At 50.6% G+C, this 20340-nt stretch carries 20 protein-coding genes; 17 read left to right on the forward strand and 3 right to left on the reverse strand.

Annotation, left to right across the window (positions count from 1 at the left end; all coding sequences use genetic code 11):
* Positions 1 to 9: 9 nt before the first annotated feature.
* From nikB to bioB, 14 genes are all read left to right on the forward strand, one after another.
* Positions 10 to 957, forward strand: a complete 948-nt coding sequence (gene nikB, locus AR543_RS07705) for a nickel ABC transporter permease subunit NikB (protein WP_082472159.1) — start codon at positions 10 to 12, stop codon at positions 955 to 957.
* Positions 954 to 1784 carry a nickel ABC transporter permease subunit NikC gene (nikC, locus tag AR543_RS07710; protein ID WP_060533255.1) on the forward strand — a complete coding sequence of 277 codons (831 nt, stop codon included), beginning with the start codon at positions 954 to 956 and terminating at the stop codon, positions 1782 to 1784. The genes nikB and nikC overlap by 4 nt, the downstream gene beginning before the upstream one ends.
* A gap of 39 nt (positions 1785 to 1823) precedes the next feature.
* Entirely contained in the window at positions 1824 to 2657 is an 834-nt protein-coding gene (gene nikD, locus AR543_RS07715; protein WP_060533257.1) for a nickel import ATP-binding protein NikD, read from the forward strand.
* 21 nt (positions 2658 to 2678) lie between these two features.
* Positions 2679 to 3479 carry a nickel import ATP-binding protein NikE gene (gene nikE, locus AR543_RS07720; protein ID WP_060533259.1) on the forward strand — a complete coding sequence of 267 codons (801 nt, stop codon included), beginning with the start codon at positions 2679 to 2681 and terminating at the stop codon, positions 3477 to 3479.
* 178 nt (positions 3480 to 3657) lie between these two features.
* Positions 3658 to 4680, forward strand: coding sequence for a substrate-binding domain-containing protein (locus tag AR543_RS07725; protein WP_060533260.1), 1023 nt, complete (start codon positions 3658 to 3660; stop codon positions 4678 to 4680).
* Complete coding sequence (locus AR543_RS07730) at positions 4670 to 6724, forward strand: cache domain-containing sensor histidine kinase (protein WP_060533262.1); 2055 nt, start codon at positions 4670 to 4672, stop codon at positions 6722 to 6724. Before AR543_RS07725 ends, AR543_RS07730 begins: the two co-directional genes overlap by 11 nt.
* Entirely contained in the window at positions 6721 to 7953 is a 1233-nt protein-coding gene (locus AR543_RS07735) for a response regulator (RefSeq protein WP_060533264.1), read from the forward strand. Before AR543_RS07730 ends, AR543_RS07735 begins: the two co-directional genes overlap by 4 nt.
* Positions 7954 to 8297: 344 nt before the next feature.
* Positions 8298 to 11252: a Na+/H+ antiporter subunit A gene (locus tag AR543_RS07740; RefSeq protein WP_418304211.1), complete on the forward strand. Its 2955-nt coding sequence runs from the start codon at positions 8298 to 8300 to the stop codon at positions 11250 to 11252.
* Between the two features lies 1 nt (position 11253).
* Positions 11254 to 11592 carry a Na(+)/H(+) antiporter subunit C gene (locus tag AR543_RS07745; protein WP_017812731.1) on the forward strand — a complete coding sequence of 113 codons (339 nt, stop codon included), beginning with the start codon at positions 11254 to 11256 and terminating at the stop codon, positions 11590 to 11592.
* Complete coding sequence (locus AR543_RS07750; RefSeq protein ID WP_060533266.1) at positions 11582 to 13171, forward strand: Na+/H+ antiporter subunit D; 1590 nt, start codon at positions 11582 to 11584, stop codon at positions 13169 to 13171. The genes AR543_RS07745 and AR543_RS07750 overlap by 11 nt, the downstream gene beginning before the upstream one ends.
* Positions 13171 to 13647, forward strand: coding sequence for a Na+/H+ antiporter subunit E (locus tag AR543_RS07755; RefSeq protein ID WP_060533268.1), 477 nt, complete (start codon positions 13171 to 13173; stop codon positions 13645 to 13647). The genes AR543_RS07750 and AR543_RS07755 overlap by 1 nt, the downstream gene beginning before the upstream one ends.
* Entirely contained in the window at positions 13647 to 13961 is a 315-nt protein-coding gene (locus AR543_RS07760; protein ID WP_060533269.1) for a Na(+)/H(+) antiporter subunit F1, read from the forward strand. The genes AR543_RS07755 and AR543_RS07760 overlap by 1 nt, the downstream gene beginning before the upstream one ends.
* Positions 13915 to 14328 carry a monovalent cation/H(+) antiporter subunit G gene (gene mnhG / locus AR543_RS07765; protein WP_418304212.1) on the forward strand — a complete coding sequence of 138 codons (414 nt, stop codon included), beginning with the start codon at positions 13915 to 13917 and terminating at the stop codon, positions 14326 to 14328. Before AR543_RS07760 ends, mnhG begins: the two co-directional genes overlap by 47 nt.
* Positions 14329 to 14646: 318 nt before the next feature.
* On the forward strand, positions 14647 to 15648 hold the full coding sequence (gene bioB, locus AR543_RS07770; protein ID WP_060533273.1) for a biotin synthase BioB: 1002 nt from the start codon (positions 14647 to 14649) through the stop codon (positions 15646 to 15648).
* Between the two features lie 340 nt (positions 15649 to 15988).
* Here bioB and AR543_RS07775 read toward each other — a convergent pair whose 3' ends face one another.
* On the reverse strand, positions 15989 to 16627 hold the full coding sequence (locus AR543_RS07775; RefSeq protein ID WP_060533275.1) for a TetR/AcrR family transcriptional regulator: 639 nt from the start codon (positions 16625 to 16627) through the stop codon (positions 15989 to 15991).
* Positions 16620 to 17822, reverse strand: coding sequence for an MFS transporter (locus tag AR543_RS07780; RefSeq protein ID WP_060533277.1), 1203 nt, complete (start codon positions 17820 to 17822; stop codon positions 16620 to 16622). Before AR543_RS07780 ends, AR543_RS07775 begins: the two co-directional genes overlap by 8 nt.
* Before the next feature lie 211 nt (positions 17823 to 18033).
* Between AR543_RS07780 and AR543_RS07785 the strand changes: the two genes are divergently transcribed.
* Complete coding sequence (locus AR543_RS07785) at positions 18034 to 18252, forward strand: hypothetical protein (protein ID WP_064505563.1); 219 nt, start codon at positions 18034 to 18036, stop codon at positions 18250 to 18252.
* A gap of 99 nt (positions 18253 to 18351) precedes the next feature.
* Here AR543_RS07785 and AR543_RS07790 read toward each other — a convergent pair whose 3' ends face one another.
* Positions 18352 to 18744, reverse strand: coding sequence for a carboxymuconolactone decarboxylase family protein (locus AR543_RS07790; RefSeq protein ID WP_060533281.1), 393 nt, complete (start codon positions 18742 to 18744; stop codon positions 18352 to 18354).
* Positions 18745 to 18946: 202 nt separating this feature from the next.
* Between AR543_RS07790 and AR543_RS07795 the strand changes: the two genes are divergently transcribed.
* Positions 18947 to 19351, forward strand: coding sequence for a MerR family transcriptional regulator (locus tag AR543_RS07795; RefSeq protein ID WP_060533283.1), 405 nt, complete (start codon positions 18947 to 18949; stop codon positions 19349 to 19351).
* 68 nt (positions 19352 to 19419) lie between these two features.
* A complete protein-coding gene (gene cysK / locus AR543_RS07800; protein ID WP_060533285.1) occupies positions 19420 to 20340 on the forward strand; it encodes a cysteine synthase A in 921 nt (306 codons plus the stop codon).

Genomic DNA, 20340 nt, shown 5'->3' on the forward strand with positions numbered 1-20340 from the left:
GGAAGATCAGTGGCCGGCTATATCGGTAAACGGATGCTTTCGATTATTCCGATCATTTTTGTAGCGACACTCGTGACATTCGCGTTGATTCATATTTCACCGGTCGATCCGGCAGAAGCCTATCTGACAGCTGCTCATATCTATCCGACAGAGGAATTACTGAAGCAGAAGCGTCATGAGTTTGGACTGGATCAGCCGCTGCTTACCCAGTATGTGCAGATGGTGGGCAGGATGGCGACGCTTGATTTTGGCACATCCTATCTTACCAATCAGCCCGTCTGGAAAGAAGTAGCAGCAAGACTGCCGGCGACCGTGGAACTGGCGCTATGGAGCATGTTGTTCTCGGCAGTAGTCAGTATTCCGCTCGGCATTGCTGCTGCGGTCTACCGGAACAGCTGGATTGATATGCTGAGCCGCTGTATCTCCTATCTGGGTGCATCGATGCCGCAGTTCTGGCTGGGTTATCTGCTAATCTTCTTTTTCTCGGTCAAGCTGGACTGGCTGCCGGTGGAAGGACGCGGTACCTGGCAGAATCTGGTGCTGCCGGTCATTACCCTGTCGATCGTACTGATCGCTGTGTATACCCGTCTGCTGCGTACAAGTGTATTGGAGCAGATGCAGGAGACCTATGTGCAGTATGCACGGGTACGCGGACTGCATGAACGAATGATTATGCTCAAGCATGTGCTGCGCATGTCCATGATGCCGCTGATCAGTGGCATGGGGATTAATCTGGGCAAACTGCTGACCGGTACCATTATCGTGGAGCAGGTGTTTTCATGGCCGGGATTTGGGCGCTATTTTGTCGATGCGATCTTTAATCGGGATATTCCCGTGATTCAGTGTTATGTATTTTTTGCGGCCTGTCTGTTTATTCTCTGCAATCTGCTCGTTGATCTGGTGCAGCTGTATATGGACCCGCGAATCTCATCATCGAAAGGACGGGCAGAGCATTGATCCATACATGGCGGGCAGCATTCAGGGGACAGCGTGCCATCCTGATCTGCTCGATAATTATAGCGTTATTTTTCATCGTTGCTCTGCTGGCACCATGGATTGCTCCGCACAGCCCTGTTAAGGTGGATCTGCTGCAAAAGCTCAAAGGTCCGTCGATGGATCACTGGCTGGGAACCGATCATCTGGGCCGTGACAATCTGACCAGACTGCTGTATGGAGCGAGGATTTCGCTGGGATTTGCGACGATGATCTTCCTGTCGTCGCTGTTGATCGGCATTCTGGTAGGTTCGGCAGCCGGTTATATCGGCGGCTGGATCGACAGTATACTGATGCGTCTGTGCGAAGGCATTATGGCTTTTCCGAATCTGGTATTGGTGCTGGGGATTGTCGGTATTTTTGGACCGGGATTAATGCAGGTACTGCTGGCCCTTATGCTGGTGCAGTGGGTATATTATGCACGGATCTGCCGGAATATGGTCGTCAGTCTAAAGGAAAGCCATTTTATCGCGGCAGCCCGGATCAGCGGATCGTCTTCCTGGCAAATAATCCGTCGTCATATCATTCCCAATGTGCAGCGTCCAATCATCGTGATCGGTACACTGGAAATGGGCTGGGCGATTATGGATATATCGGCATTATCCTTTCTGGGACTCGGTATCCAGCCGCCGAATGCAGAATGGGGAGCAATGATCCATGAAGGTACCAGTTATATTCGCAGTCATCCGGAGCTGATGATTTATCCGGGAATATTGATTCTGATCGTGGTGATTACCTTTAACATTCTGGGCGAAGCACTGTCCGAACGGTATGGTGTTACCCGGCGTTAAATTACCCGGCAGGATAGACAGGACAGGGAGGCAGAAGCAATGGAAAATACCGACAAGGTACTGGAAGTGCAGAATCTGCAGATAGATCTGAAAAACAGGGAACAGCCGCTCCGGCTGCTGGAACATATCAATCTAACCCTGGAAAAGGGCCGTATACTGGGCCTGGTCGGAGAGAGCGGCAGCGGCAAGTCACTCACCTGCAACGCCATCCTACAACTGCTGAATCCCCGGCAGATGGCAGTCTCTGGCAGTATTCGCTTGCATGGACGCGAGCTGACCTCCCTGCCGGACAAAGAAATGCGGCGCATACGCGGACGGGAGATCGGATGTATTATGCAAAATCCGATGAACGCGTTCACGCCTGTGTACACGATAGGGTCGCAGTTTATGGAGACACTGCGTACCCATAATCCTAGCCTGTCCAAAGCACAGTCCAGAGAGCAGGCGATCCGGGCACTGGCGGATATGAATCTGCCCGAGCCTGCCAGACTGATGAAATGCTATCCTTTTCAGCTGAGTGGAGGTATGCTGCAGCGGGTTATGATCGCGGTCTCCATGTGTCTGCGTCCTGCGCTGGTTATTGCGGATGAGCCGACGACAGCACTCGATGTGGTCAATCAGCTGCGAGTGCTGCGCGAGCTGCACCGATTGCGTACTGAATGCGGGACTGCGATTTTACTGATTTCCCATGATCTTGGAGTGATTTCCCAGCTGGCAGATGAAGTGGCTGTTATGCAAAAAGGCAAAATTGTAGAGCAGGCCGAAGTTCACCAGCTGTTTGACCGGCCCGCTCATGAGTATACTCGTACGCTATTGAATGCCCGTCCGCTGACAGCATTAAGCGGCAGCAAACATGCAGTAAAGCAGCAATAAATCGTAACAGGAGGAGCACATATGCTTGAAGTACGCCAGGTAAGTCACAGCTATAGACAGCGCCGTTGGTTCCGTCGTACGGATCATACTCCTTCTGTGCTGACAGATATCTCGTTTACTATCGAAAAAGGCAGCTGCCTGGGGCTGCTGGGTACGAGTGGAGCAGGCAAAAGTACGCTGGGCAAAATCATTCTTGGTATGCAGCAGCCCAGTCAAGGACAGATCCTGTTCGAAGGACAGGATATTTACCAGACGGGCCGCCACATGAGCAAGGCGATGCGGCGCGACCTGCAGGTGGTGTTCCAGGATTGTTATTCGGCCGTGAATCCGATGATGACAGCAGCAGAGATTATCGGTGAGCCGCTGGATAATTATGAACGTCTGAGTTTTGCTGAACGGCGGCGCCGTATAGGTGAATTGCTGGAGCAGGTCGGTCTCTCCACAGCGGATGCCGGCAAGCGTCCCGATCAATTCAGCGGAGGACAGCTGCAGCGGATCAATATCGCCCGTGCGATTGCATTGAAGCCCAAACTGATTGTGCTGGATGAATCGGTCAGCAGTCTGGATATGGTGAATCAGACACATATCCTGTCCCTACTGGCCGAACTGAGGGATACGCATCAGCTGTCCTATTTGTTTATCACTCATGATATTCGGGCAGCGATGACGCTGTGCGACCGGATTGCGGTAATGGATCAGGGCAGGCTGGTACAACAGGAGGCGGATTGCGAAACGCTGATTCACTCTGCGCATCCTGCGGTCCGGCAGCTGGTCGATTCTATTTTGTCCGAACATCCGGCCAACCGGTTGGTCTGGGATTGAAACCGGACAGCCCTGCTTGCGATTCAACATGACAAGACAGCTTTTCCCGATCGAGGGGAGAAGCTGTCTTTTTCATACTGACCATTCATTAAAGCGTTTTCTTAAATGAGGATTTGCGTTATATTAGATGATGTTCCTATCATCTAATAATCCAATACGCTTCGAAGGGAAGGCCGTTATGCGCAAAATGTTATGGGTGTATGCTGTGCTGGTCGTAGCCCTCATCATTTATATCGTACAATATCAGGCACAGGAGACCTCTTCCGCCTGGAATGAGCAGGGAATGAAAGGGAATATCAATGAAAAGTATGTCATGATCACGTTCCAATCCGGTATCGAGTACTGGAAAAGTGGACTCAAAGGATTCGAAGATGCAGCGGAAGCGCTGGACGTGTCGGTCGATTACCAGGGTTCTACCCGCTATGATGCCCGTGAGCAGGCAATGATCGTCGAACAGGCGATTGCCAAAAAGCCTGCCGGAATTGCCATTTCCGCAATTGATTCGCCGCTGCTCGTACAGGCAGTGAACAAGGCAGTCGACGCCGGTATTCCTGTGGTCATGTTCGACGCGGAATCTCCCGGCAGTAAATCGTATTCCTTTTTGGCGACAGATAACCGCAATGCAGGAGATATCGCTGCCGGACAAATGGCAGAGCGTACCGGTGGCAGCGGGCAGGTCGCGATTATTACGCTCGGCAATCAGCAGAATCACAAGGACCGCAGTGGAGGATTTGAAGAAGCGATCCGGCAGCGGTATCCGCAGATGAAGGTCGTCGCTGTCGAAAATGACAATGGTGACGCTGTGCTGGCCGAACAGCTGACGACCAGACTGCTGACTCAATATCCCAAGCTGAAAGGAATTTTTATCACCGAAGCGACCGGAGCCTATGGCGTCGGCTCGGCAGTGAAGCAGCATATGCAGACCGGTCAGACCGGCAGTTCCAAAAAGCCGGTCATTATCAGCTTTGATACCAACAAGGAGACACTGGACATGATTCGCTCGGGCACGATAGATGCGACAATCGCACAGGGGACATGGAATATGGGATACTGGTCGCTGCAGTATCTGTTTCACCTGCATCATGGATTGACCGTACCTGCCCCGTCGCTGAGCGGTATCGTCTCGCCGGTACCGGTACGGGTCGATACCGGAGTATCTGTAGTAACCCGCGAGAATGTAGAGGATTATTATGCAAAATAAGAATACCGATGGACGTCTGCGAAGCTGGCTGCAGCAGGATTGGCGCCGTTGGCATCCGGAGAATCTGCCGCTGCGGGATCAGCTGATTGCACTGTTCCTGCTGGTGGGCATCTTGCCGGCTATTCTGCTAGGTATTATGGTCAATTGGACGTCCGACCGGATTATTGAACATCAGGTGACCGATAATACGTTTCAATTGATCAGCAAAGTCAATCAGACGATCGATACGTATATGCAGCATATGCAGAGCATTACCTATCTGATCAGCTTTGATCCGAATGTGGATTCTTTTATGAATGGCAGAACCGAAGCCCAGGCGCAGGCAGACAAACCGCCTGCCGGATCGGGTTCTTTTTCGCCGAAAGATACTAAGCTGTCGCTGTCAAAAGAACAGCAAACGACTTCTCGTCCGTCAGCGAATATCGCTGCATCAGCCGGTGATGACCTCAGCAGCAGTGAACTGGCCGGAACAGCGGGTAATGGCACGCTATCCGGTACATCCATTTATCAGATTCGCCAGTTTCTCCAGGGGTTCACGACCGTTTACCCGGAGATTGCAGGTATTCTGGTCGTGAACAGCCGGGGAGAATATATCAGCAATGAAATGTATGCCCGTTCACCGGAGAGCCTTACCCATGAACAGTGGTATCGGCAGGCGGTAGAGCATCAGGGTATATTTACTATTGTCGGGCATCCTGCTGGTCGCAATGCAACGAATCATACCAATTACCGGGACAGTGAAGTGATCTCGGTCGCCCGTTCGCTCAATGATCCGAAGACCGGAGAAGTCCGGGGTGTCGTACTGATCGATCTCAAGCTGCGGGTAATCGCCCAGGCGGCCAAAGACGTGACACTCGGCAAAACCGGCTATCTGATGGTTACCGATTCGCGGGGACGGCAGATCTATGCACCGGAGGGTCCTTTTCAGCAGACGGTTCCGGCCAAGCTGGCTGCGGCACTGGCTGGTGGCCAACAAAATGTATTTACCGAAGAAATTCAGGGTCAGCAGCTGCAGTTTGTGTATACCACTTCCAGTTATACAGGATGGAAAACCGTAGGTGTGTTCCGGTTCAGCGAATCGGTCGCCGAAGCAAGAACAATCCGTTTTTATGTAGTTATTTTCCTGTTCTTTGTCTGCCTGTTCGGCTTGACCGCTTCGTATGGATTGTCCCGATCTATTTCCCAGCCGATCTACCGTCTGTCCTCGCTGATGCAAAAAGCGGAAGCCGGCGATATGACTACACGCTATATGAGCAGCCGCCGCGATGAAGTAGGGATGCTCGGACGCAGCTTTAACCGGATGATCAATGAAATACGCAATCTGATCCAGCTCAACAAGCAGCAGGAACAGCAGAAAAGGGAAGCGGAACTGCGCAGTCTGCAGGCGCATATTCGTCCCCACTTTCTATACAATACACTGGATACGATTCAGTGGATGGCTCGCCGCAAAGGTGCGGAAGACATCTCCGGCATGATCGATTCGCTATCCAAGCTGTTCCGGATCGGGCTCAGCCGGGGGAGTGATATTATTACCCTGTCGGAAGAAGAGCAGCATGTACGCAGCTATTTGCAAATACAGGAGACCCGTTACCGGGATCGACTCAATTACCAACTGGAAGTAGATGAGTCGATCCGCAATGTATATGTGATCAAGCTGCTGCTGCAGCCGATTGTGGAAAACGCTATTTATCACGGGATCAAGGCGCGGCGCGGTCCCGGAACGATCCATATCCGGGCCGAACAGCAGGAAGATAAACTGATTTATACCGTTGAGGATGATGGTGCCGGAATCAGTGAGGAACGTCTGAGCTGGCTGCGCAAACAGCTGGAGCATCCACTGGAAGTGATCGGGAGCCAGGGACCGGAGCCGGCAGGCAGTTATGGTCTGCTCAATATTCAGGCACGGATCCATCTGGCTTATGGTACACGCTATGGGCTGACGATGGATCACCGTGCAGGCGGCGGCACGATTGTACGGGTTACCCAGCCGCTGCTGTGGCAGTTCCCCACATCCTTAATTCGCCAGGGAGATGAAGAAGAATGAGTACATTGCTGAATGTAATGATCGCCGATGACGAACCGATTATTCGCGAAGGTATCCGCGATGCGGTCGACTGGAGCAGTCTGGGTATGATTGTGGCGGCAGAAGCAGAAGATGGCGAAGAAGCACTGGAGATTGCACTGCGGCAGGATATTGATATTCTGCTTGTGGATATGAATATGCCATTCATGAATGGGATCTCACTGATGAAGCGGCTGCGTGAGGAACGTCCGGGCTGCCGGTTCGTCATCATTACCGGTCACGACGAGTTTAGCTATGCCCAGGAAGCGATTCGGCTGGGGGTCAAGGATTATATACTCAAGCCGGTTGATCCGGTGCATCTGCAGGAAGTGTTGGATCATATCCGTACCGAGCTTAATGGCGATCAGCAGCAGGAGGAATACCTCAAGCTGGCTACCGATCAGATTCAGCGCAATATTCCGCTGCTGCGCGAGCAGTTCTGTCTGGAATGGCTAAATGGGCGTCTGCGGGAAGAAGAAATCCGGCGTCAGCAGGAATTTCTTGGGCTGCCAGCAGCCCAGCCTGCGGCTCTGACATTGATTCGCTGGTCGGGACAGGCCGAAGGACGTCCGCCGCTCAAAGAACAGGACAAGCAGCTGCTGTTGTTTGCGATCGGCAATATTGCTGCCGAGTTATTGTCCCATATTCCACTCGTGATCTGCCGCGAGGGTTCCGGTACGATCGTCCTGTTCCTCTGGGAAATACCGGCTGCCCATATGGAAGAACGTATTATCGCTGCAGTCCGCGACCATATCAGTCTGCATGTGCAGGTCTGGACGCAACCGGTCACTCATGAAGGAGAACTCAAAGATATACAGCCGTCCGAGCTGCTGCATGAGACATACCGCCAGCTCAAACGCGAATGGAAGGAACATTCCGGTCTTTCTCCGCTTGTACGGCGGGCGCGCAGCTATATTATGGAGCATTATGCCGATCCGCAGCTGACGCTCGAGCAGCTGGCGGATGCTCTGCAAGTATCCTCCACTTACCTCAGTCGGGTCATGAAAAAGGAGTTGGGTCAGTCTTTTATCCATGTACTGGTACAGGCGCGAATTCAGCGGGCTGTACAGCTGCTGGAAGAAAGCGACCGTTCGATTCTGGAAGTGGCGGAGGAAGTTGGGTATGAATCCCAGCATTATTTCAGTACGGCCTTCAAAAAAGTCATGGGTGTCTCACCAAACCGTTACCGCCGTGATGCTTCATCTGGCTGATTCAGTTGTTATAGCTTGCTGGCTTTTTGCAGATATAGTATAATGGATAAGGTATTATCGCCTGCTGCAGGCTGCATCCTGTTGTCGACAGGATAAATATCATTCCCTTTAATAATCAAATACATTGGAAATACCGGAGGAGCCTGTCATTGCAGGCTCCTCTTTGTCTTTTTTCGGACATAGGGATGGAAATCACCGGTAATTCGCAGGGACCTGTTTATGGGTACTATATGAAGACGGGGATTGGTAGAGGTAGATGAGGAACAGCAGCTTCTGCTGTGTTGTCGACAGGAAGAATGTTTGTATCCGGCAGCTGCACGCCGGGACAGACTGATATATACATTATGGATTTGGGGGTGCTTACAAGAGTGTATTTACTGCATGCTGCTATTCTGGCTCCATTTGTGCTGGCTGCGCTGGTACCAGCGATTCGGAAAGGTACCAAAAAGATACATACCGGCTGGATTGTACTTGTATTGCCGGTGCTGCTGTTTGTGAATTTTCTGCGGTATCTTCCGGTTGTACGCAATGATGTAACCGAGACGTTTTCACTGCCGTGGATACCTTCGCTGGGCATTGACTTTACCGTCTATCTGGATGGACTGGGGTTATTGTTTGCCCTGCTGATTACAGGGATCGGTGCGCTGGTCGTGCTGTATTCCATCTATTATCTGGACCCGGAACAGGAAGCGATTCACCGATTCTACCTGTATCTGCTGCTGTTTATGGGAGCGATGCTGGGGATTGTGCTGTCGGATAACATGATAGTGCTCTATACGTTCTGGGAGCTGACGAGTATCTCATCGTTCCTGTTGATTGCTTTCTGGTATGAACGGGATCGTTCACGTTACGGGGCGCTAAAGTCCATGCTGATTACAGTACTCGGCGGCTTTGCGATGCTGGCCGGATTTGTTGTACTGCATAGTATGACCGGCACATGGAGTATTCGCGAGACGATTGCCATGGTAGCAGAGGTACAGGGACATCCGCTGTTCCTGCTGGCAATGATTTTGATTTTGCTGGGGGCTTTTACCAAGTCGGCCCAGTTTCCTTTTCATATCTGGCTGCCGGATGCGATGGAAGCACCGACACCGGTCAGTGCCTATCTGCACTCGGCGACAATGGTCAAGGCAGGCATCTATCTGGTTGCCCGCTTCAGTCCGGTATTTGCCGGCGAGGCGGAATGGTTCTGGATCGTCTCGCTGGTCGGTATCATTACGATGTGCTACGGATCGATCCTGGCAGTAAAACAGACCGATCTCAAAGCGCTGCTGGCTTACTCAACGATCTCGCAGCTCGGTCTGATCATGTCGCTGTTCGGCGCAGGATCGGCAGCCGTGTATTACGGATATGGCGAAGAGTCGATGATCTATGCGGCAGCAACAACAGCTGCTATTTTCCATCTGATCAATCATGCGACCTTCAAAGGCGCGTTATTTATGGTTGCCGGGATTGTCGACCATGAGACAGGTACAAGGGATATCCGCCGGCTGGGCGGTCTGATTTCACTGATGCCGATCAGCTTTACCGTTGCCTGTATCAGCGGATTCTCGATGGCAGGTGTACCGCCATTTAATGGCTACCTGAGCAAGGAAATGTTCCTCGAAGCGATGGTGGAACTGACCCATCTGCATATCTTCGAACTGGGTACATGGGGCATACTGTTCCCGATCCTCGCTTTCCTGGGAAGTGTATTTACATTTGTATACAGCATGATTCTGATCTTCAAAACATTCCGCGGACCGCTGCAAAAAGACAAGCTGGGTATAACACCGCATGAAGCACCGGCAGGTATGCTGATTTCTCCGATGATCCTGGCGATCTGTGTGGTAGCGATCGGCTTGTTCCCGAATATGCTGTCCTACAGCATCATCGAGCCAGCGATGAGGTCGGTACTGCCTTCGCTGGTAGCGCCGGGAGAACATTTTGATGTGCATATCTCGTTCTGGCACGGATTCACCCCGGCTTTGTTTATGACGATTGGGGTCATCGGACTGGGAACCGTACTGTATCTGCTGCTGAATCGGTGGAAAGGTGTCTATGCGATGTATCCGGAAAAGCTAACCTGGAATCATCTGTATGACAGCCTGCTGCGTTATGGAGAGAAAGCTTCCCGTGCGCTGACGGATGCCTATATGAACCGCTCCGCCCGCAATTATCTGGTCTATATTTTTGGATTTATGGTTATTGTGCTCGGTGCGGCGTTATGGCGAGCGGATGTATTGTCGCTTATAACGCCGGATACGGCACCCGTCAATATTTATGAAATTGTGCTGATTGTTCTGCTGGTTATCTCGGCGGTAGCGGTTCCTTTTGCCCGCCAGCGCCTGATAGCGGTTATTATGACCGGTGCAGTCGGCTATCTGGTTACTTTGTTCTTCGTGCTGTTCCGCGCTCCGGATCTGGCTCTGACACAGATGATTATCGAGACGGTATCGGTTGTACTTTTCTTGCTCTGCTTTTACCATATGCCGGAGCTGCGTCGCGAAGTCAATACACAACGATACCGTTCGCTGAATATCGTGATTGCTATCAGCGTGGGTGTGATTGTAACGCTGATCTCGCTCAGCGCAAGCGGCAGCAGCAACTTTGAGAGCATTGCCGACTACTTTGTGAAGAACAGTCATGATCTGGGCGGCGGCGATAATGTGGTCAATGTCATTCTGGTGGATTTCCGTGGATTTGATACGATGCTGGAAATTACCGTACTCGGTATTGCATCCTTGGGGATCTATTCCATGATCCAGCTTCAATTGCAGGGCAGGGATGCAGGAGCACGCATTCTGTATCTGCACCGCAAAGTAACGCTTGCTCCCAAAGTTCCGATTGGACGTACACGTAAAGAAACCGTCACAGTCGCCAAAAATATGAAGCAGTTCAAGAGCAACGATGTCATTTTGGAGACGAGTACCAAGGTTATCGTCTTTATTATCCTGACGTTTGCTTTGTATCTGTTCTTTGCCGGACATAATAATCCGGGTGGAGGATTCGTCGGTGGTCTGATGGCGGCCTCGGCACTGGTACTGCTTGCACTGGCTTTTAACGCGGAGACAGTAAGACGGGTACTACCGCTGGATTACCGGGATATTATGGCGACCGGATTGTCGGTAGCTTACCTGACAGCGATAGGATCATTCGTATTTGGAGCGCCTTTCCTGAGTCACGCATTTGGTTATTTTGATATTCCGTTCCTCGGAAAAACCGAACTTGCCACAGCGCTGATCTTTGACCTGGGTGTGTTCCTGACGGTACTGGGTGTCACGATGACGATCATTTTACAGATAGGAGAGGATCGCTGATATGGAAGTATGGATGTCTATCGCTATCGGTATACTGTTCGCTGTAGCCGTGTATCTGATTCTGTCCCGCAGTCTGCTGCGGATTATTCTCGGCACATCGATCCTGACGCACGGGGTGCATCTGCTGCTGCTGACCATGTCGCGGCTGAAAACCGGGGCACCTCCGCTTTTGGGAGAGGAATCCGGGACATATGTTGATCCGCTGCCACAGGCTCTGATATTAACCTCCATCGTGATTAACTTTGGAGTCACTGCATTTTTCTTTGTACTGGCGTATCGTTCCTATATACGTCTGAAGACAGACGATATGGAGGAGGTGAAGCGCAAAGGTGGCCAATAACCTGTTGATTTTCCCGCTGCTGATTCCACTGGTGGCAGCAGTGATCCAGATTTTCTGCCGAAATCATATGGTCGTTCAGCGTATTGTTGGAGCGATTGCCGTGCTGGCGAATATTGGAATTGCCGTCTGGCTGGTTGCTACGGTGAAGATGCACGGTATCCAGCTGCTGCCGATGGGCGGATGGGCGGCTCCTTACGGAATCGTCTTTGTGGCAGATATGTTCGCTGCGCTGCTCGTGTTGACGACTTCGATTCTCGGCGCGGTATGTTTGTTTTATGCCTTTGCCAGTATAGGAGAGGAACGGGAAAAGTATCATTTTTATCCGTTCTTCCAGTTTCTGCTGGTCGGTGTGTACGGATCGTTCCTCACGGGCGATTTGTTCAACCTGTTTGTCTGCTTTGAGGTGATGCTGATCTCCTCGTATGCGCTGATTGTGCTGGGAGGCACACGCATACAGCTGCGGGAGACGCTCAAATATATTCTGATCAATATTATTTCTTCTTCGTTCTTTGTCGCTTCGCTGGCTTATCTGTACGGATCAACCGGTACACTGAATATGGCGCATCTGTCCCAGCGGGTAGCAGAGGTCGGACAGACCGGTATTCTGAGTGTAATCGCCTTTTTGTTCCTGATTGTATTCAGTCTCAAAGCAGGGATGTTCCTGTTTTTCTGGCTGCCGGGCTCGTATGCGGCGCCACCGTCGGTGATTACGGCTATTTTCGCCGGATTGCTGACCAAAGTAGGGCTGTATGCTATTTTGCGTACCTTTACACTGATTTTCTATCATGATACCGGGTTTCTCTATACGCTGATCGGCTGGATGGGTATTGCGACGATGATTCTCGGTGTGATCGGAGCGGTAGCCTACCGGGATGTGAACAAGATTCTGGTCTACAATGTCGTGGCTGGTGTAGGATTGATCGGATTTGGTCTGGCGACAGCCAATACAGCAGGGATCGAAGGTGCGATTTTCTATATGCTGCATGATATGATCCTCAAAGCACTGCTGTTCCTGCTGGCCGGTATTATGATCGGTGCAGCTGGTACATCGAAGCTGACCCAGATGAGCGGACTAATCAAGCGAATTCCGGCTACCGGCTGGATGCTGTTCGTAGCCGGACTGGCGCTGGCGGGTGTACCGCCGCTGAGTGGGTTTGCCGGCAAACTGCTGATTGTACAGGGCGGTATGGAGCGCGGCTGGTATGCGATGACCCTGATCAGCCTGGCAGCCAGTCTGCTGATGCTGTACTCGATTATGCGAATCTTTATGCTGGGCTTCTGGGGCAAGGATCGTCCGCTGGCTGATGAACGCAAAGAGCTGTCGGATGATATTTACCATGAGTGGGCATCAGAAGAAGGGCATCCCGATCTGCTGCCCGATGACCGTGAACATCTGCTGGATTACCGCTGGTCGATGTTCCACCCCAAACGGCTGGTCGGTGCGGCTTCGGTATTGTTTGTTCTTGTTATAGTGATCGGACTGGGCTCCGGATGGGTGTATACGTATGTAGCGGAAGCGGCTTCGGTGCTGTCCGACCCGTCTGTTTATATTCAGGCTGTGCTGGGAGGCGGTAAATAATGGCCTTTCAAATCATACTGAATCTACTCATTGCATTGGTCTGGATGTCGCTGAATACGACCTGGAATCCGCTGAATTTTGTGATTGGTTATATTATCGGGCTGCTGCTCATTTTCGCTTTTAAGCGGTTTTTCCCACATGATTTTTATGGTCATAAATTATGGGCAATCTTTAAGCTAATCCTGCTATTTTTCTCGGAATTGATCAAATCGAGTATTGTGGTGCTGCGGCATATTGTCTCGCCACGGCTGAATATCAATCCAGGTATTCTGACACATCATACCGATCTGACATCCGACTGGGAGCTGACACTGCTTTCTACGCTCGTTACGCTGACGCCGGGTACTGTGTTGATAGAGGTATCGAGGGAGCAGCATCTGGTCTATATTCATGCGATTGATATTCAGGACGAGAACAAGATGTCCGAAGATATCCGCAATACATTTGAAAAAGCGATCAAGGAGGTGACGCGATAATGCTGCAGATCTCCATGTTTATCGCGCTGATCCTCCTGACGCTGGCGGTTGCAGGGTGTATGTATCGCGTACTGCGCGGCCCGTCTATGGCAGACCGCATCACGGCATTGGATACGGTCGGGGTAAATATTATTGCGATTATTGTCGTGCTGTCGATGATGCTGGATACGCAGGCTTATCTGGAAGTCATGCTGCTGGTCGGTATTCTCGCATTTCTTGGTACGGTTGCTTTTGCCAAATATATTGAACGAGGGGTGGTGATCGAACATGAACAAGAAGACCGAGATGATATCGATGATTCAGATGATCGGTGAGCCGATTATTGCGATTTTGATCGTTATCGGAGCAGTACTTAGTGTACTGAGTGCATTTGGTATTATCCGTTTCCCCGATGTGTATCTGCGCGCCCACGCAGCGACCAAGAGTGCGACCTTGGGCGTTCTATGTGTACTGCTGGGCGGTTTCTTGTTCTTCTGGGTCTTTGACGGATATCCGAGTATGCGGATTCTGCTCGGTATTGTGTTCGTGTTCATCACTGCTCCGGTAGCCGGACATCTGAATGCTAGGGCTGCTTATCGCACAGGTGTACCGCTGTGGAAGCTGGCCAAGGATGAATTAAAGCCTGCCCTCAAAAAGAAAGGCATCGACCGGGAAAAAGCAGAAAAAGAACCGCTCAATTAGTATCAGATGGATATGGATAAAAAAGGTTCTTGCACATTTACAAATGAAAAATAGATAACCAAAAGCATGGCAGTACAAGGAATGATCATGATTCCGACTGCCATGCTTTTTTGCGATGTCATCAAATAATGGTTACATCAAAGAATATCCGGAATCGCTTTATTTTTGAAGCAGGATTGCTTATAGACAATCAGCTCATGACGATATACAGCCTGCGAAAGATGCTTGCTGGAATAGAAAGGAAATTTCTGCTATAATTTTATTGTTAACCATTAAATTAATATATGGTTAACAATAAAACGATAGTGAAGGTGACTTATGACCAATTCTGTATCTGTATTACATTGGAGCGAACTGGCAGTCAAGGCTATACATAAAGAACCTATTTCGCCGGAGCAAGCGATGCAGGTACTGACCGCAGAAGATCGTGATCTGCTACCATTACTGCATGCTGCCTATGAGGTGCGCCATCATTTTTATGGCAACAAAGTCAAGCTGAACATGATCATCAATGCCAAAAGCGGATTATGCCCGGAAGACTGTGGATACTGCTCCCAGTCGATTGTCTCGACAGCACCTGTCAGCAAGTATAGTCTGCTGGACAAAGATACCCTACTCGCTGGTGCACGGGAAGCTATGAACCGTCAGGCTGGCACCTATTGTATCGTCGCTTCCGGTAGAGGACCGACCCGTCGCGAACTGGAGCAGGTGATTGAAGCTGTACAGGAAATCAGGGATACAATGCCGCTCAAAATCTGCGCCTGCCTGGGACTGCTCAATGAAGATCAGGCGCGCCGACTGTGTGAAGCCGGTGTGCATCGGTATAATCATAATCTGAATACGAGCAGCGAACATTATGCCTCAATCACGACCACCCACACGTATGAGCAGCGGATCAACACGATCGAACAGGTCAAGAGCAGCGGTATGTCTCCATGCTCCGGCGTCATTATCGGAATGGGGGAAAGTGACGAGCAGATTGTCGAAATGGCTTATGCCCTGCATCAGCTGGATGCAGATTCGATCCCTGTAAACTTTCTCAATCCGATTCCCGGCACACCGCTTGCTGATCAGCAGCGTACTCATGCCCGCAAAGCACTGAAAGTGCTATCGCTGCTGCGGTTTATTTGCCCGGACAAGGAGATTCGCGTTGCCGGCGGCCGTGAGCTGAATCTGCGGACTCTCCAACCGCTGGCGCTGTATGCTGCCAATTCTATTTTTGTCGGTGATTATTTGACGACGCCGGGGCAGGAAGCGGCGTTGGATTACCAGATGATTGAAGATCTTGGATTTGAGATTGAGCATAATGCGTTGGTATAGCTGTGAAGTCATATAGATGGTGCATATTATTAGCTTATTGATAGGGACTGCGCTTGGTGATTGGTTGCGGATATTTATCCAACGCTAATATGCCTTCGCTGCTGATGTGCATCCACTCCAGAAAGAAATAAGGAACATGACTCCGGTTAAGCCTGGAGATCCTGAATGGGATATAGTAAAGGGGGATCTCCAGGCTTAAAGGTCGTCTTGTTTCCTTATTTCCTTTCTTGCGCTCCGTGCTTTTGTGTTAGGTAGGGTTGCGCTGGATTTATGCAAATAGCCTCCTGTCCGCTTATACAGCTGCTTGAACAAGCTGCTGTAAAGTGGACGGAGGCTATAGTTAATGTGGAGAGATCGTATCGATCAGCATTTGTACTACAGGCATGACAATATCGTCGTAAGTGACTGCAGTTCCGTAATCCGGCAGGCAGGTCATGCTCATTCGCTGCAGCAGGCCCATCAGGGTCTGGAAAATTCGAAATCCGCTGTGAACAGGATTCAGCTCGCTGGCAAGAGAGCCATCGGCGATACCTTGTTCCAGAATCGATTGCAGGAAGCCCTGCCGTCCTTCGGCATTGACAAATTGCTCGTATTGTTGTTTGAGTTCGGGACTGGCTGTGCCGGAATCGTAGTACAGATCGAACAGGGTAATAAAGCGCAGCTGACGCGGATAGCTTTTGGCATAATCTACCCATCGGTACAGGATTTTTTCCAGCTGTTGTCTGCCCGAACCGGATTGTGAGGACGGAGCTGTGATATAGTCGGTCATCTGCTGCATGATGCTCATCTGTACTTCGAATACGAGCTCATCCAACGAACTGAAATGTTTGTAAAAGGTTACCCGGCTGATCCCGGCGAGCTGGCACACTTCCCGGATATTTACATCAGGGAAATTCCGCTGCAAAAACAACTCCCTGCCGGCGGTGATGATTTCTTCGCGATGCTGATTTTTGACCTGTTGATGCCAGGATTTATTCATGTTCAACGACCCGTTTCCTGAGTGATTTGCGCCGCTGACCGGTTAATCCGATCGCAGCAAGCAGAATAAAAGCACCCACAATATACGGTAAATGAATCTGTCTGTCAAACAGCGTACCGGCCAGAATCGGTCCGACAATATTGCCAATGCTGCCATAGGTCGTATTCAGCCCGGCGACAAATCCCTGTTGATCGCCTGCCTCATGCGACAGCAGCGTGTTCACTGTCGGACGCAGCAGCGCATTAAAAGCGAAAAACAGCGAAGACACAATCAACAAATACGCAAAATTGACCGGAATCAGCATCAGAAGCAGCGCCAGTGCTGTCATGAGCAGCGACAGGCGGATCAATCGATACTCGCCAAGCCAGCGTATACATTTATCCAGTAGTCCAACCTGAATAATAATGCCGATCAGTGCACCAAGCGTAATCAATACGGCGATCTGCTGAGAAGTAAAGCCGTATTTCTGCTCTACATATAGCGAGTATACCGTCTCATAATTGACCAGACCGAATGTCATCACGAATATGAGCAGCAAATAACGAAAATACGGTGTATGGAAAGACTGCATCAGCTCACGAACCATGGATGTCTGCGAACGTTCTGCAGTCTGGGCGAGCTGCCTTTTGGCCAGACTGAGCGTCTCGGGCAGGAACAGAGTCATTAGTGTAGCAGCCAGTCCCAGCCCGGCTGCCCAATAATAAGGCATACGTATGCCATACTGGGCGATGATTCCGCCGATCCCCGGCCCGAGTACCATACCCAGATTCATGGCTGCACTGATATAGCCCATCCCTTTGGCACGGGTATCGCGTGTTGTAACATCTGCTACATAGGCCAGCACGGAAGGTACCATAATACCAAGCCCAATCCCGCCAATAAAACGGGCGAGATACAGAATGGGCAGCTGATGGGACACGGCAAACAAATAATCCGAGATCACGGTAAAAAATAAACCGGACAGAATCATTTTCTTCCGTCCATATCGGTCTGACCAGCGTCCGCCAATCGGAGAAAATAAAAACTGGGCTACACCAAAAGCAGCCACCATATATCCTGCTGCTGTCCCTGCCGCATCAAATTGGCGCAGATAATCCGGCAAAATCGGGATCACCATCCCCTGACCGAGCAGAGCTATAAACAGATTCAGCATCAGAATACTGAGGGGAAGCATAGTTTTGAGTGACGATGACATGAAGTTCCTCCTACATAAGATGGTTTACGTGATGTAAATGTTTACTGATTGTAAACCATTATAAATCGCCAGCGATCCCTCTGTAAATAAATCGTCCCGACCTTTACAACGAAATATCTGCCCGCAGGCTCGCTAAAATAAACAAGAAATACAGCAGGCAATCATCCCGCAGTAGGATACAATATAATACAATGCAGAAAAGGGAGGTCAGATGATGAAGGAAGATTTGAGAATAGCAGCAGGCATTCTTATTGTGGCACCTATCATTGTAGTTTTATATCTGATTTTTAATAGTGAACTTTTGCTTCCACCAGGGTATAGTCTGGCGTTGGACGGATATGTCATATCCCGGACGCTTATGATGATTTTTGGATTATATTTGGTGACCCAATTGGGTTATTTTATACTGAAAATGAAAAAAAAGGACTAGTTCATGACTGGTCCTTTTTGATAGGAGTGTTAATCTGTACATACTTTAGACTGGTTCTGCTGTCTGATGGATCGGATCGGGGTAATACTTTGGGTTCCGTTACAGACCTTCCACCTGCAGTCCTCGTTCTTCAAAAATCCGTTTGGCGACAAATATAGCGTTCAGCACACGAGGGAATCCGGTGTATGGTACACAGTGCATGATCGCTTCCACAATCTCCAGCGGCGTCAGTCCCACATTGAGCGAAGCGTTAATATGCACGTCCAGCTGAGGCTCACAGCCACCCTGTGTAGTTAGCGAAGCCAGTGTAATCAACTGCCGCTGACGGGCATCCAGTCCGGGACGGGTATAGATATCACCAAAAGCAAACTCGATAATATAGCGGCCCAGATCCGGCGCAATATTTTGCAGCGACTGGATAACCTGCTCTCCGCCATGTCCATCAATCTCACCCAGGCGTGCCCATCCTTTTTCATAACGTGTCTTGTCCATTATTATTTCCTCCTCTAGGGTTGGCATGTACATTGTCCGGTAGTACATACCGCATTCTGTCTATATCGTTGTCTCAATGATCAACCGACAGGATCAGCTTATCGTTTAGAGCGCGCTCAAAGGCAAGGCTTATTTTCGGCGGAGAAAGAGCAGACCAGAATCCGGTGTATTCGCAGTGAGATAGGATGATATAATAATCGATATGGAAAATACGTATACGATTCAGCAAATTGCCGCTATGACAGGACTTAGCACACATACATTGAGATATTATGAGCGTATTGGTCTGCTGCATCCGATCAGCCGGGATTCGATTGGATATCGTTATTACATAGATAGCGATATCGCATGGATCGAGTTTCTGATGCGTCTGCGCCAGACCGGGATGCCGATCAGCGAAATGAAGCAGTTCTCCGAGCTGCGCAGTCAGGGCGATCATACCGCCGGACAGCGCCGGGAGCTGCTGGAGCAGCACCGTCTTCATATTCAAGAGCAGATGAGCAGACTGGAACAGGATCTGTCTCATATGGAAAAGAAAATCGACTACTACCGAGACCTCGAAGCAGAGCAAAAGGAAGTATCGCCAATCCCATCCCAACATCAATAAAAGCCCGCTGACAATCAAGCGAAAAACAGCAGAGCGAATCACAGAGCAGTATACAGGAGGACATAACCATGAATGGAAAAGTCGTTAACCATATTAGCGAGCTGGTCGGAGATACGCCGGTTGTACGGCTGAATCGCCTGACCGAACCAGATAGCGCTGCCGTATATGTAAAACTGGAATATTTTAATCCGAGCGGCAGTGTCAAAGACCGGGCAGCGCTGAATCTGATCGTCCAGGCAGAACGGGACGGTCATCTGCAGCCCGGCAGTACGATTATCGAGCCGACCAGCGGTAATACCGGGATCGGTCTGGCTATGAATGCGGCAGCCAGAGGATACGGCGCAATCATGGTGATGCCGGACAATATGTCGCAGGAGCGGATCAGTATTCTGCAAGCCTACGGTGCACAAGTGGTACTGACTCCGGCTGCCGAGAAAATGCCCGGTGCGATCCGCAAAGCAGAGCAGCTGCTGACCGAGATTCCCGGCAGCTATATGCCGCGCCAATTTGACAATCCTGCCAACGCCGATGCACATCGCGGGACAACAGCACTGGAGATTCTGGAGCAGATGCAAGGGAAGCTGGATACATTTGTCGCTTCATCCGGCACCGGAGGCACGATTACCGGAACCGGCGAGACACTGAAGCAGCATCTGCCTGACCTGCGTATTCTGGTTGTCGAACCCAAAGGCTCTCCGGTATTGTCCGGCGGTCAGCCGGGCTCGCACAAACTCGTGGGTACGAGTCCGGGATTTATTCCTTCAATCCTGAACACTTCGATTTACGACGAGATTGTGCAGGTCGCCGATGAGGATGCTATTGCTACCATGCGCCAGCTTGCAGCAATAGAAGGCATACTGGTCGGTCCTTCTTCCGCAGCTACCGTATGGACTGCTATGCAGGAAGCGAAGCGGCTGGGACCCGGTCACAAAGTACTCTGTATCGCACCGGATAACGGCGAGCGCTATCTGAGTATGAATCTGCTGTAA

The sequence above is a fragment of the Paenibacillus bovis genome, from assembly GCF_001421015.2.
Taxonomy (GTDB): domain Bacteria; phylum Bacillota; class Bacilli; order Paenibacillales; family Paenibacillaceae; genus Saccharibacillus; species Saccharibacillus bovis.